This is a genomic window from Pseudomonas sp. Pseusp21, assembly GCF_059492145.1.
The window spans coordinates 2431950-2445341 of sequence record NZ_CP168520.1 but is presented as its reverse complement, the minus strand read 5'-3'; the positions used below and the strand labels follow the sequence as shown (position 1 = coordinate 2445341).

The following is a 13392-nucleotide window of genomic DNA, read 5'->3' as shown; positions in this document are numbered from 1 at the left end:
GAAGGAAGGTACATAGATTCGGCTACGCAGCCATTCCATCCTGCGGCTCAAAACTGTCCGCCCGCGCCATCTGCCACATCCGCGAATAGAACTCGCCGTTCACCTCTCCGGTGAGCAATTCCCCCGGTTTCAGGAACACATGCAGCTGCGAGAACAGTTTGATTTCAGTGGCCGACATGCGCCGCACCAAATGCTTGGCCGACAGTTGCGACGGATGGTCGAGGCCGGCGGCAGCGAGCATTTCTGCCAGGGCCTTGAGCGTATTGCGGTGGAAGTTGTAGACCCGCTGGGCCTTGTCCGGCACCACCAGCGCGCGCTGGCGCAGGGTGTCCTGGGTGGCGACGCCGGTCGGGCATTTGTTGGTGTGGCAGCTTTGCGACTGGATGCAGCCGATGGCGAACATGAAGCCCCGCGCGGAGTTGGCCCAGTCGGCACCGATGGCCAGCACGCTGGCGATATCGAAAGCGCTGACGATCTTGCCGCTGGCGCCGAGCTTGATCTTGTCCCGCAGATTCAAGCCCACAAGCGTGTTGTGCACGAACAGCAGACCTTCGCGCATCGGCACGCCGATGTGGTCGGTGAACTCCACCGGCGCGGCGCCGGTTCCGCCTTCCTTGCCGTCGACCACGATGAAGTCCGGCAGGATGCCGGTTTCCAGCATGGCCTTGGCGATGCCCATGAATTCCCACGGATGGCCGAGGCAGAACTTGAAGCCCACCGGTTTGCCGCCGGACAGTTCACGCAGTTGCTGGATGAAATGCATCATCTCGATCGGCGTGGAGAAGGCGCTGTGGCGCGATGGCGAGATGCAGTCTTCGCCCATCAGGATGCCGCGGGTGTCGGCGATTTCCTGGGTCACTTTGTGCTTGGGCAGAATCCCGCCGTGGCCGGGTTTGGCGCCCTGGCTCATCTTGATTTCGATCATCCGCACTTGCGGGGTCTGCGCCTGGGCGGCGAAGCGTTCCGGGTCGAAGCGGCCGTCGCTGGTGCGGCAGCCGAAATAGCCGCTGCCCAGTTCCCAGGTCAGGTCGCCGCCATGTTCGCGGTGATAGGGGCTGATGCTGCCTTCGCCGGTGTCGTGGGCGAAGTTGCCGAGTTTCGCACCCTGGTTCAGCGCGCGGATCGCGTTGGCACTGAGGGAGCCAAAACTCATGGCCGAGATGTTGAACACCGACGCCGAGTACGGCTGGGTGCATTGCGGGCCGCCGACGGTGACGCGGAAACTGCTCGGGTCGCTCAGCGGCGCCGGGCGCATTGAGTGGCCGATGAATTCGAAGCCGGACTGATAGACGTCGATCAGGGTACCGAACGGTTTGTCGGCGGTTTCATTCTTGGCCCGCGAATACACCAGCGAACGCTGGGCGCGGGAGAAGGGCAGGGCGTCGCTGTCGGATTCCAGCAGGTACTGGCGGATTTCCGGGCGGATGCCTTCGACCAGATAACGGATATTGCCCAGGATCGGATAGTTGCGGCGCACCGCGTGCGGGCTCTGCAGCAGGTCGAACAGACCGATCAGGCTCAGCACCCCGGTGACGGCGGTGATCGGCCACAGCCAGTCATGTTCGAGAAAGGGCAGGCTGGCGAGGGTGAACATCACGCAGACGGCAAAGAAGGCGTAGCGGCTCAGGAGTGACAGGCTCATACGGTTTCCTTGGTTCGGATGGTTTTTTTGCGGCAGTCAGGCGTTCTGCGCCTGTAGAAAGATCGAAAACAGCTCCGACTGGGATTTGATCCCCAGCTTGCTGTACATGTGTTTCTTATGGACTTTCACGGTTTCAACAGAGATTTCCAGCTTACGGGCGATTTCTTTACTGGAGCAACCGCTGAGCATCAGGCGCCCGACATCCAGTTCCCGGGCGGTCAGTTGCGCGCCCTTGAGCTGCTGCACCGACGCTTCGAGCTGCACCCGCCAGTCCGGTTGCGCAGGCGCCGGGGCCAATGCCACGGTTTCGTTGATTTCATAAGGCAGGCGCTGGCGCAACAGGCCGAGCACCCACGGCTGGATCAGTGACAACAGGGCAATCTGCTCGCCGGTGAAGCGTTGCTGGCTGCCCAGCGACAGGCACAGCGTGCGGTCGCCCTCGAGCTGGCAATTGAACTGGATTTCGTCGGCCACCACATTCAGACGAAAGTATCGCTGGTAATACTCGGTCAGTTCGAAGTGCTCCGGCGCGACCTCCGACAGGCGATACAGCCCGGTGCGCGATTGTTCGCGGCAGGCGATGTAGAACGGGTCGAGCAGGTACAGACCGCGCAGGTAGTCCTGAAACAACTGGTCAGGACTGCCGTCTGCGCCGGGGCATTCGGCGAACACCTGCGGGTGGCGGTCGGCGCTGAACAGCAGCGCCACCCAGCTATCGAACGGCACGTACTGGTCGAGCAGGCGCACCAGTTGCGCCCAGAAATTCGGCTTGTCGAGGGCGTCGATCAACTGCCCGACGGCGCGGTGCCAGGTGATGTCGTCAAACGAAAGAGTCATGCCTCTACCCCTATCGGGTTACCCCGGCCGCGTAATTCCCTGGCCGGTCGAATGCGAAGCATACTGGCCCACAGACAGCCGCCGGGCAATCTTTCGGCACCCGGCGCTCATAACAAGGACTGCCCATGAAAGTCGAACTCGCCCAACTGGCGGGCCGTGACAAAGACACGGCGTACAACCTCGAACGCGCCCTCGCGGCGATTGCGGCCTGCGCTGCCGACACGCAATTGATCGTGTTCCCCGAGACCCACCTGATGGGCTTCCCGACCGCCGACACCGTGGCGCAGATCGCCGAGCCGCTGGACGGCCCGACCGTCAGCGCGGTGCAGGCCGCCTCCCGCGAGCGCAACCTCGCCGTGGTGATCGGCATGGCCGAGAACGACAACGGCCGCTTCTACAACACCACGTTGCTGATCACCCCAGAAGGCATCGCCCTGAAATACCGCAAGACCCATCTCTGGGCTTCGGATCGCGGTGTGTTCGAGGCCGGTGACCGTTACGCCACCTGCCTGTGGAACGGCGTGCGGGTCGGTCTGCTGATCTGCTACGACATCGAGTTCCCGGAGTCGGCCCGGGCCCTGGCGCAATTGGGTGCGGAGTTGCTGATCGTGACCAACGGCAACATGGACCCGTACGGGCCGACCCACCGCACCGCGATCATGGCCCGGGCCCAGGAAAATCAGGCGTTTGCGCTGATGGTCAACCGCGTGGAAGCCGGGGATGACGGGTTGATGTTCGCCGGCGGCAGTGCGCTGGTGGATCCGCTGGGCACGCTGCTGTTCGAAGCCGGGCGTGAGGAAGGGCGGTTCAGTGTCGAGCTGGATTTCGGCCAGCTGGAACTGGCGCGCAAGGATTATCGGTATCTGGATGACCAGCGGTTGAGGTTGCCGGGGGAGGTGGTTGAACACGCCTCGGGAGTACGCGAGCTGCTGATCCCTTGACCCGTTGTACCCGATCGTTCCCACGCTCTGCGTGGGAATGCAGCCCGGGACGCTCTGCGTCCCAAGAGCGGACGCGGAGCGTCCATGGAGGCGTTCCCACGCAGAGCGTGGGAACGATCACGCACCTTTAAGCCTTACCCAAAAAACAACAACGCAACACCCGAAACATTCGCCGAACTCGGCCTCTGCCATAAATCCAATAAAATCCGGAGTAAGTCGCCCATGGCTCGTTTGCAACGCACCCTTTCGCTAGGGTCGGTGGTGCTGTTCGGCATCGCCTACATGACGCCGATCATTGTCCTCGGCACGTTCGGCATCCTCGCCCAATCCACCGCCGGCATGGTGCCCGCCGCGTATCTGGCGGCGCTGGTGGCGATGTTTTTCACCGCCATGAGTTACGGGCGCATGGCCGCCGCGTTCCCGGTGGCCGGCTCGGCCTACAGCTATGTGCGCAAGGCCATCAGCCCGAAACTCGGCTTCATCGCCGGTTGGGCGGTGCTGCTCGATTATCTGTTTCTGCCGATGGCGATCTGGCTGATCGGCGCCGCGTACCTGGCTTCGGCGTTCCCGTCGATTCCGCAGTGGATCTGGGTGCTGGCGTTCATCGGCATCACCAGCGCGATCAATATCATCGGCCTGAAACTGGCCAACGGCATCAACGCCTTGCTGATGCTGGTGCAGTTTCTGGTGCTGATCGCCTTCGTCGCACTGTGCGTGCATTACGTCGGCGGCGATGCCAGCACGCCGTTGTGGTCGATCAAACCGTTCTTCAACGGCGACATGCAGATGCCGCTGATCATGAGCGGCGCGGCCATTGCCTGCTACTCGTTCCTCGGCTTCGATGCAGTCAGCACCCTCACCGAAGAAACCCGCGATCCGCGCCGCACCATCCCTCGGGCAATCATGCTGATCACTCTGATCGGCGGGCTGATTTTCGTCGGTGTCTCGTACTTCGTGCAGATCGCCCATCCGTCGTTCCAGTTCGACAGCGTCGACTCGGCGGCCTACGAAATTGCACGCAACATCGGCGGTGATCTGTTCGTGTCGATCTTCCTGATCGGCCTGATCGTCGGTCAGTTCGCCTCGGGCCTGTCGGCGCAGGCCAGCGGTTCGCGTTTGTTGTTCGCGATGGGCCGTGACGGTGTGTTGCCAAAGTCGTTCTTCGGCACCCTGCACGCGCGCTTCGGCACACCGGTCAACAGCATCCTGCTGTGTGCCGTGGTGGCGTTGCTGGCGCTGAAACTCGACGTGACCACCTCGACCTCGTTCATCAACTTCGGCGCGTTCCTGGCGTTCAGCCTGGTCAATCTGTCGGTGATTTTTCACTACTGGATCGGCGGGGATAAAAAAGGTCTGCGCGAACTGGTGCTGTTCCTGGTCTTCCCGTTCATCGGTCTGCTGGCGGACTTGTGGCTGATGGTCAGCCTCGATCACCTGGCGGTGTATCTGGGCCTGAGTTGGCTGGCGATTGGTGTGCTGTATCTGGCGGTGCTGACCGGTGGCTTCCGTCGCCAACCACCGGAGATGGACTTTCAGGAAGCGGCCTGATCAGGCATCAGGCCGCCGGCCGGGTTTGGCGCAACGGCAGTTGCACGCGGAACGTCGTACCGAATCCCGGTTTGCTGCTGACGGAAATGTCACCGCCGTGTTTTTTCACGATGCCATAGGACAGGGACAGGCCCAGGCCCGTCCCCTGGCCGACCGGTTTGGTGGTGAAGAACGGGTCGAAGATCTTTTGCAGGGTTTCGGGTGCAATGCCCGAGCCCGTATCGGCGACTTCGATGACTGCCGATTCTCCCTGCACGCCAGTGCGCAGGGTGATGGTGCCGCGCTCCGGACCCATGGCCTGCGCCGCGTTGACCACCAGGTTCATGATGACCTGATTGATTTGCGAGGGCAGGCATTCGATGTCCGGCAGCTCCTGATATTCCTTGATCACATCGGCCTTGTACTTGAGCTCGCTGGCGACAATGTTCAGGGTCGATTCGATGCCCTGTTGCAGATTGGCCCACTGCCATTCCTGATGGCTGTCGACCCGGGAGAAATCCTTCAGGTCCCTGACGATCTGGCCGACCCGAGCGATGCCTTCCTTGGATTCCCTGATCAGCACCGGAATGTCTTCGAGCAGAAAATCCAGTTCGAGGTCCTCGCGCAATTGCTGCAACTGCCCAGCCAGTTCGGCGGGCAGGGTTTGCCCGGCGGTGTGATAGGCGCCGAGCATGGTGAGCAGTTGCTGGAAATAGCCGTCGAGCGTGCCGAGGTTGGAGGAAATGAAACCGATCGGATTGTTGATTTCATGGGCGACGCCAGCGGCCAGTTGCCCCAGCGAAGCGAGCTTCTCCGATTGCACCAACTGGCCTTCCAGCTGTTTGCGTTCGTCGATTTCCCGCTGCAAGGCTTCGCTGGCCTGCTTGAACTGAGCGGTACGCTGATCCACCAGATGTTCCAGGTGATGCATTTGCAGCGACGCGCGCTCGGTCATCTGCCATTTGGTCAGAAGGGTGTTGGCCATCTGCTGGACTTCGATGTTGTCGAAGGGTTTTTTCAGAATCAGCAGCCGGTCATGGGCGTGCAGACGATCCAGCAATTCGTCCCAGGAATAGTCGGAATAGGCGGTACAGACCACCACCTGCAACTGCGGATCCTGCTGCCACAGCGCTTCGATGGTTTGCGCCCCGTCCCAGCCGTCGGGCATGCGCATGTCGACGAACGCCAGGGCGTAGGGACATTGTTCCTGCAAGGCCAGGTTGAGTTTGGCCAGGCCTTCTTCCCCTCCGTAGGCCGAGTCCAGTTCGAAAACCGCTCGCCGGGGTCTGGCGGTTTCGCCGAACAGCGCGGCTTCCATTTCGTCCATCTCTGCGGACTGCGCTGAAGCCGGGGCAAGGATCTTGCGAAAGTCTTCGTGGATCGACGGCATGTCATCGATCAGCAGAATGCGGCGGTTCGACAATTCGCTCATGCGTTCTCCGTTACCGCGATCAGCGGAATCTGCAAGGTGAACAGGGCGCCCTGGCCAGGCCCGTCGCTGTGGGCCGTGAGGTGGCCGTTCATCTCGATGGCCGCCAGGGCGCAACTGTGCAGGCCGAAGCCGTGGCCCTCCTTGCGAGTGGTGAAACCGTGGGCAAAGATCCGCGTCATGTTTTCCGGGGCGATACCTTCGCCATCGTCCTTGACGCTGATTTCCAGATAATTCCCGTCGACGATTTTTACGCCCAGGGTGATGGTGCGCGGGCGGTTGCTGAGGTCGGACATCGCGTATTTGGCGTTGCTGATCAGGTTGATCAGGATCAGCAGCAAACGGTGTTTGTCACCCATCACCTGCGGCACTTCGGCGTAGTCCTTGACCACTGTGACGTGGTGCCGGGTCAGGGCTCCGGCGTTCATGCGCAGGGCGTCTTCGAGCAGTTCGCTGATGTACAGCGGCTCGGTCAGGCTGCTGGCCCCGGCATAGGATTGCTGGGTGGCGACGATGTCCTTGATGTGATCGACACTTTTGTTCATCTGGTTCAGTTCGTCGACCATTTCCTGCTGTTCCTGGGCGATGGCAACGACCAGTTGATTGAGATAGCCGGGCAGCAATTTGCCCTTGGGGTCTTCGCTGAGGAACTGGCCGAGGTCGTCGGGGTGTTCGTTGATCAGCTGCATGGCCTTGCCCAGCCCCAGGGTCTTGCTGTTGCGTAACTTGCGCGCGATCAGGTCGGAGGAAATGTTCACGCTGTTGAGCACGTTGCCGACGTTGTGCAGCACGTTGGTCGCGATCTCGGCCATGCCGGCCTGGCGTGCGGCGTCGAGCAGTTCGCTCTGGGCGTTCTTGAGCTCCCGGGTGCGTTCCTCGACCCGTTGCTCCAGCACATCGTTGGCGGTTTGCAGAGCTGCGTTGACCCGGTTGATCTCGGCGAAACTGCGGATCAGACGGATGGCCAGCCACAGCAGCGACAGCATCAGCAGGACCGAGAACAGCAGCAGATAGAAGTGATATTTCCTGTCGATTTTTTCGACCCGCTGCTGATCCCGGTTGAGCATGTTGGTGATGTTGTCCAGGCGCTCGGCCACCGGAACCGCTTCAATCTCCTCGAGCAAGCGGTTGACGATCGGCTGCTCGCGCAGGATCAGGCTGATGTGATTGCTCAGGATCCTGATCGGGGCTTGAAAGTCCTGGGGCAGGCGTTGCGCGTTCACCGCCAGTTTGTTCAGGCCCAGGACGATATCGGCGGCCTTGTCGTCGGAGGTGACCTGAGAGAACTCCAGTGCGCTGAGGAGCAGGTCATAGGTATCGGTGGCGATGTTCTGCACCTGAATCTTGTCGAGATCGGACAGGCCGGCCAGTTGTGCCTGAATGTCATCTTCGGCGGTCGGCAGGAACGCCAGAGAGTTGCGCAGCAAGGCGTTGTGCGACTTGAACTGCTCCACCAGCCGGGTCTTTTCCTGCATCGCCTTGAGAAAACTCTCGTGGGCTTCGTCCCATTGTGTCGAGTCGTTGCGCCCGTGGCCGGACTCCATGGTGTCGAAGCGTTCCCACAGGCGGTTCATCTCGCTCATCGGCGAGACCAGCGGGTCGTAATTGTGGGAGATCGCCACCCGGGCCTTGAGGATTTCGTTTTCCCACAGCGAGTCCTGCTGCTTGATCTGGCGGATCAGGTCCCGGGATTCGGTGTAGGCCGTCGTCTGCTCGGTGCTGGACTTGAGGTAGAGAAACACCAGGATCGAGGCCAGCAGCACGGCGACGAGCCCGATCAACATCAGGCTGACACGGCGTGAAACCTTCATCATGGCTGGCCCTCCGGATGGCCGGTCAGGGTCTTGAGAAACAGGATGATCAGGGTCTTGTCTTCTTCGCTCGGCATGCGCCCCAACTGATACTGGAACATCACGTCCACGGCCCGTTCGAGGGTGGGCGCCGAGCCGTCATGGAAGTACGGTGCGGTCAGCGCGACATTACGCAGGCTCGGCACCTTGAACACGGCGCGGTCGGCTTCGTCGCCGGTCACGTTGAAACGGCCCTGGTCGGCCACCGTCGGGTTACCGCGATCGGCGATGTAGTCGCCGAACACGCCAAATTTCTGGAACATGTTGCCGCCGATGTTGACGCCCTGATGGCAGGCAATGCAGCCGTACTCCTTGAAACGCTGATAGCCGTATTTTTCTTCGAGGGTCAGGATATCGGTATTGCCCAGCAGGTACTGATCGAAACGGGAGTCGGGGGTCAGCAGCGTGCGCTCATAGGTGGCCAGCGCATTCTGGATATTGGCCCGGTTCACGGCATCGGGGTAGGCGGCACGAAAGCTTTGACCATAGGCTGCGTCGTCAGCGATCCGTTGCACGACGGTGTTCCAGTCGCTGCCCATTTCGTGGGGGCTGGTGATCACGACGTTGCTTTGTTCTTCCAGGGTTTCGACGCGGCCGTCCCAGAACTGGCGGAAATTGAGGCTGGCGTTGAATACGGTCGGCGTGTTGACCGCCACCGGTTGCCCATCGAAGCCGTTGGAGAAGGCGCGGGTGTCGGCGCCGCTTTTATCCAGTTGATGGCAGCTGGCGCAGGACAGCGTGTTATTGATCGACAATCGCGGGTCATGGAACAACTGGCGCCCCAGCTCGACCCGCCTGGCATCCAGGTGCGGCATTGGCGGCAAAGGTTTCAGCGGCTCGTCCAGCGGTGCGGCGATGGCATTTGCGCACAGACCGAGCAGTAGAACCAACGACCCCGGGCGATTCATGAAACACCCCACGTGCCAGGTTGAGCAGACTCCAGCAAACGGGCGAAGGCCTCTGCCGGCAAGGCCTTGCTGAAATAGAAGCCCTGGCCTTCCTCGCAGTGGTGAGCCCTGAGAAACTCCAACTGTTGTGCTGTTTCCACGCCTTCGGCAATGACGTTGAGGTTCAGGCTCTTGCCCAGGCTGATGATCGCGCCGACCAGGGCGGCATCACCGCTGTCATGGCTCAGGCCGCGAATGAACGATTGATCGATTTTCAGCACATCGATGGGAAAGCGGCGCAGATAGCTCAAGCTGGAATAACCGGTGCCGAAGTCATCGATGGCCAGCCGAACCCCCAGCGCCTTCAGCCTGCCCAGCGCGTTCATCGTCGCATCGACGTTCTGCATCAGCACACCTTCAGTGATCTCCAGTTCCAGCAGACGGGGATCGAGCCCGGTCTGTGCCAGTACCTGCTCGATGCCCTCGACGAAATGGCGCTGGCGAAAGTCGATGGCCGAGGTGTTGACCGACATGCGGATCGGCGGCAAGCCCGCCTGTTGCCAGTCCCGGGTCTGGCGGCAGGCTTCGGCCAGCACCCATTTGCTCAGCGGCACGATCAGGCCACTGTCTTCGGCCACCGGTATGAAATCCGACGGATAGACCCAGCCATGTCCCGGTTTTTGCCAGCGCACCAGTGCTTCGGCGCCGACCACCCGGCTACTGGCCAGGTCGATTTTCGGCTGGTAATGCAGGACGAATTCGTGCCGCTGCAGGGCCTGGCGAATGCCCGTTTCGATGCCTTGCTGTTCCCGGGCACGCTGGTTCATCGCCTCGATAAAGAAAGCGATCTCGCTCGGCCCGGTTTCCTTGGCGTTGCGCATGGCCGTTTCAGCTTTTTTGATCAGTTCGATGGCTTCGAGCCCGTCGTCGGGATAGATGCTGATGCCCAGACTGGCCGTGATGCTCACGGGATGCCCGACAATCGTCTGTGGAATACGGATGGCGCCCAGCAGTTTCTCGGCAATGCTGCGGGTCTGCTGCGGGTGGTTGATGTCGCTGAGCATTACCACGAACTCGTCGGAGCCATAACGAAAGACCGAATCCGATTCGCGCACGCAGGCGAGCAATTGCTGGCCGACCCGTTTGAGCATCTCGTCGCCCGCCGGGTGGCCCAGGGCATTGTTGATGCGCTTGAAGCGATCCAGCCCGAGAAACATCACCACCAGTTGTTTGTCATGGCGCCGGCAGGCGGCCAGCGATTGAGTCAAACGGTCACCGAGCAAGGTGCTGTTGGGCAGGCCGGTGAGACTGTCGTATTGCAGCAGGTGCGAGACCTTGAGCAATTCATGCACGCGGGCTTCGATAGTCTGCTCGAGACTGAGCATTTTCAGCGCCGCATCCTGGGCCAACTGCCATTTCCAGGTCAGGGCATTGGCCATCTGGCGGATTTCCAGGGTGTCGAACGGTTTTTTCAGGATCAGCAACTGATCGCCGAATTCCAGTCGTTCGGCCATGGCCTCCCAGCTGTAGTCGGAATAGGCGGTGCACAAGGCGATTTGCAGATTCGGATCGACCGCCCACAGTTTTTCGATGGTTTCCAGGCCGTCCCAACCGGGCGGCATGCGCATGTCGGTGAACGCGAGGGCATAAGGCCGGCCTTCTTCCACCGCATGCTGCACCAGTTTCAGCGCTTCCTGCCCCTGATAGGCGGAGTCGAGCTGGAACGTCAGGTGCGATGATTGCCGGGTGCCGAACAGCGTTTGTTCGAGCGTATCCAGGTCTGCTGCACCGCTGGTGTCCGGGGTCAGTATCTTGCGAAAGTCATCATGGATCGCCGGGGTATCGTCGACGATCAATATGCGCCGGTTGGTCTGCGCAAAAGGTGTTTTCATCCCTCGTCCTCCCTGGGCAGCGGGGCGGTCGCGTTCCCGTCCTTCAGCAGGCGGGCCGCCTGTTCGGGGCTGACTGCCTCCCTGAAGCAAAGGCCTTGCACGTTTTTCAGCGGGACCGAAGAGGCGAGGGCGTCATCCCGATCTGTGGGCTGGACGCCTTCGGCGCTGATGTCGATCGCCAGATCCCGGGCGAAATTGACGATCGCTCGCAGGGTATTGGCGCTGCCTTCATCCTGGGCCGCACTGTCGATCAGGGATTGGGCGAGTTTGAGGTGATTGACCCGGTAGGTTTTCAGGTAATCGAACGATGAGTATTCGGTGCCGAAATCGTCGATGGCGATCTTTACCCCAAGCTCACTGAGGCGCGGCAGCACATCGTTGTGGGTCCATTTGGTCTGGGCCAGGGTCGCTTCGGTGACATCGAAACGCAGATCCCACGGTGCCAGTTCCCAGCGGGCGGTGGTGCGCAGCAAGTCATAGATGAGCTCGGGGCCGCTCTTGAGTTGCGCCAGGGAAATCCTGATCGCCATCACCGGAGGCGCCACTCCCTCGTTTTGCCACTGGCGCATCTGCCAGCAGGCGTGATCCAGGATCCAGCGACCGAGCGGGATGATTGCACCGGTCTTTTCCGCTGCCGGTACGAAGGCCGACGCCGGCAGCAGACCAAGCCTGGGATGTTGCCATTTGACCTGCGCGGCCATGCCGAGAATCTTGCCGCTGTGCATGTCCACTTCCGGCGTGTAGTCGAGCTTCAGTCCTCCCCGAGTCAGGGCGGTCATCAACTCCTCGGCCAGGGTCATGCGCTCGGCGACTTCGCGAGTGATTTGCTCGGAATGGAACTGGTACTGATTGCGCCCCGTTTCCTTGGCGCGGTACAGCGCCATGTCGGCGCCGGCCAGCAGACTGTCGGCATCCAGACTGTTGGCGCGGTACAGGCAGATGCCGATACTGACGGAAATGCGCAAGGCATTGCCTGCCAGTTGGTAGGGCTCCAGCAGCGCATCGCGGATCTTGGTCGCGATGGCAGCAGACTGGGTCGGGTCGCTGACGTCCAGTTGCAGGATCGCGAACTCGTCTCCGCCCAGACGTGCGACCACGTCATTTTCCCGTACATTGGATTTGATCCGTTGCGCCACTGCCTGCAACAACAGATCGCCGACCGGATGACCGAGGGTGTCGTTGATCCGCTTGAAGTGATCCAGATCCAGGTAAAACACCGCAAAAGGTGCCGCTCCCCGACGCGCGGCGGCGAAGGCCTGATGCAGACGCTCGATCAGCGTGGCGCGATTGGCCAGTCCCGTGAGACCGTCGGTGCGGGCCAGCAGGTTCATCTTTTCTTCGGCCAGCCGGCGTTCGGTGATGTCAAGAATGATCCCCTCGACTTCCAGCAGCCGGCCGTCGTGATCGCGCACCGGGATGTAGCGGTTTTCCACCCAGCGCCAGTCGCCCGCGCCGGTACGCAGGCGAAACTCGATGGAGGCGCCTTCGGCATGCCGATCGAGCACCCGGCCCATGGCGGTATCGACACTGAGCTGATCGTCCGGGTGAATCAGCGTCTGCGCCCAGTGGGCCGAACCCACCAGATCAGCCGCGACATGGCCGTAGCGGGTGATGTTGTGGGAGATGTACATCAGCGGAAACGACGGTTCACCGCGCAACCGGTAGAGGATGGTCGGGCTGTTCTGCACGATGATGTTGGCGTCGGACAGTTCCCGGGTACGCTCCTGAACTGCCTGCTCCAGCAGGTTCATCTTCATGGCGGCGTCTTCGGTCATTTGCCACTTGACCGTCAGGGCGCTGGCCATCTGCCGGATTTCGATCGCGTCGAAGGGTTTTTTCAGGATCAGCAGGCGATCGGTCAGGGCCAGCCGCCGGTCGATGTCTTCCCACGAGTAATCGGAGTAGGCGGTGCACAGGGCCACCTGCAGCTTGGGATCGACCTGCCACAGCCGCTCGATGGTTTCCAGGCCATCCCAGCCCGGCGGCATGCGCATGTCGATGAAGGCCATGGCGTACGGGCGCCCGGCGGCGAGTGCGGCTTCGACTTTGTCCAGCGCTTCGCGGCCCTGATAGGCCGAGTCCAGTTCGAAACGGTCTTTCGGTGCGACGGGGGCGGAGGACGCATCGCCGAACAGCAGGCTTTCCGTTTCATCCAGGCTGTCGGCTTCAGCCGTGGCCGGTTTGAGGATCTTTGCGAAATCGTCATGGATCGACGCGGTATCGTCGACGATGAGCACGCGGCGGTTGGTGTGTCCGGGTTGCGCACTCATGACGCAATACCCGTGTGTTCACGCACATTCGTCATCAGGAGCATCCTTTTCCCCTCATCACATGCCTGCGCGCAGGTCGATGGTGTCGTCCAGCGACTTGAGCATAGTTGCCAGGGC

General features: G+C 61.3%; 9 protein-coding genes. 2 read left to right on the top strand and 7 right to left on the bottom strand.

The features are described 5' to 3' along the window. Positions 1 to 22 precede the first annotated feature (22 nt). Both ACEN93_RS11010 and ACEN93_RS11005 read right to left on the bottom strand, forming a co-directional pair. Positions 23 to 1642: an FMN-binding glutamate synthase family protein gene (locus ACEN93_RS11010; protein WP_039765795.1), complete on the bottom strand. Its 1620-nt coding sequence runs from the start codon at positions 1640 to 1642 to the stop codon at positions 23 to 25. A 36-nt stretch (positions 1643 to 1678) separates the two neighbouring features. Next, positions 1679 to 2479 carry a helix-turn-helix transcriptional regulator gene (locus ACEN93_RS11005; RefSeq protein ID WP_011335770.1) on the bottom strand — a complete coding sequence of 267 codons (801 nt, stop codon included), beginning with the start codon at positions 2477 to 2479 and terminating at the stop codon, positions 1679 to 1681. 125 nt (positions 2480 to 2604) lie between these two features. Here ACEN93_RS11005 and ACEN93_RS11000 point away from each other — a divergent pair, with 125 nt between their 5' ends. Both ACEN93_RS11000 and ACEN93_RS10995 read left to right on the top strand, forming a co-directional pair. After that, on the top strand, positions 2605 to 3420 hold the full coding sequence (locus ACEN93_RS11000; RefSeq protein ID WP_134333635.1) for a carbon-nitrogen hydrolase family protein: 816 nt from the start codon (positions 2605 to 2607) through the stop codon (positions 3418 to 3420). Positions 3421 to 3642: 222 nt separating this feature from the next. Further along, the gene (locus tag ACEN93_RS10995; RefSeq protein ID WP_039765797.1) at positions 3643 to 4968 is read left to right on the top strand and encodes an APC family permease; all 1326 of its coding nucleotides are present in this window, start codon (positions 3643 to 3645) and stop codon (positions 4966 to 4968) included. A 7-nt stretch (positions 4969 to 4975) separates the two neighbouring features. On the opposite strand, the gene ACEN93_RS10990 is transcribed toward ACEN93_RS10995, so the two are convergent. The 5 genes from ACEN93_RS10990 to ACEN93_RS10970 are packed head-to-tail and all read right to left on the bottom strand — an operon-like array spanning position 4976 to position 13275. Continuing rightward, positions 4976 to 6379: an ATP-binding protein gene (locus tag ACEN93_RS10990; protein WP_074688487.1), complete on the bottom strand. Its 1404-nt coding sequence runs from the start codon at positions 6377 to 6379 to the stop codon at positions 4976 to 4978. Further along, positions 6376 to 8190 carry a DAHL domain-containing sensor histidine kinase gene (locus ACEN93_RS10985; RefSeq protein ID WP_039765801.1) on the bottom strand — a complete coding sequence of 605 codons (1815 nt, stop codon included), beginning with the start codon at positions 8188 to 8190 and terminating at the stop codon, positions 6376 to 6378. The genes ACEN93_RS10990 and ACEN93_RS10985 overlap by 4 nt, the downstream gene beginning before the upstream one ends. After that, complete coding sequence (locus tag ACEN93_RS10980; protein ID WP_039765802.1) at positions 8187 to 9134, bottom strand: cytochrome-c peroxidase; 948 nt, start codon at positions 9132 to 9134, stop codon at positions 8187 to 8189. The genes ACEN93_RS10985 and ACEN93_RS10980 overlap by 4 nt, the downstream gene beginning before the upstream one ends. After that, the gene (locus ACEN93_RS10975) at positions 9131 to 11005 is read right to left on the bottom strand and encodes a putative bifunctional diguanylate cyclase/phosphodiesterase (protein WP_134333636.1); all 1875 of its coding nucleotides are present in this window, start codon (positions 11003 to 11005) and stop codon (positions 9131 to 9133) included. The genes ACEN93_RS10980 and ACEN93_RS10975 overlap by 4 nt, the downstream gene beginning before the upstream one ends. Continuing rightward, positions 11002 to 13275, bottom strand: a complete 2274-nt coding sequence (locus tag ACEN93_RS10970; protein ID WP_495611405.1) for a GGDEF/EAL domain-containing response regulator — start codon at positions 13273 to 13275, stop codon at positions 11002 to 11004. The genes ACEN93_RS10975 and ACEN93_RS10970 overlap by 4 nt, the downstream gene beginning before the upstream one ends. Positions 13276 to 13392 lie beyond the last annotated feature (117 nt).

Coding starts and splice junctions, on each gene's coding strand:
- ACEN93_RS10995 (WP_039765797.1), top strand. CDS start 3,643: ATGGCTCGTTTGCAACGCACCCTTTCGCTAGGGTCGGTGGTGCTGTTC.
- ACEN93_RS11005 (WP_011335770.1), bottom strand. CDS start 2,479: ATGACTCTTTCGTTTGACGACATCACCTGGCACCGCGCCGTCGGGCAG.
- ACEN93_RS10970 (WP_495611405.1), bottom strand. CDS start 13,275: ATGAGTGCGCAACCCGGACACACCAACCGCCGCGTGCTCATCGTCGAC.
- ACEN93_RS10980 (WP_039765802.1), bottom strand. CDS start 9,134: ATGAATCGCCCGGGGTCGTTGGTTCTACTGCTCGGTCTGTGCGCAAAT.
- ACEN93_RS10985 (WP_039765801.1), bottom strand. CDS start 8,190: ATGATGAAGGTTTCACGCCGTGTCAGCCTGATGTTGATCGGGCTCGTC.
- ACEN93_RS11000 (WP_134333635.1), top strand. CDS start 2,605: ATGAAAGTCGAACTCGCCCAACTGGCGGGCCGTGACAAAGACACGGCG.
- ACEN93_RS11010 (WP_039765795.1), bottom strand. CDS start 1,642: ATGAGCCTGTCACTCCTGAGCCGCTACGCCTTCTTTGCCGTCTGCGTG.
- ACEN93_RS10975 (WP_134333636.1), bottom strand. CDS start 11,005: ATGAAAACACCTTTTGCGCAGACCAACCGGCGCATATTGATCGTCGAC.
- ACEN93_RS10990 (WP_074688487.1), bottom strand. CDS start 6,379: ATGAGCGAATTGTCGAACCGCCGCATTCTGCTGATCGATGACATGCCG.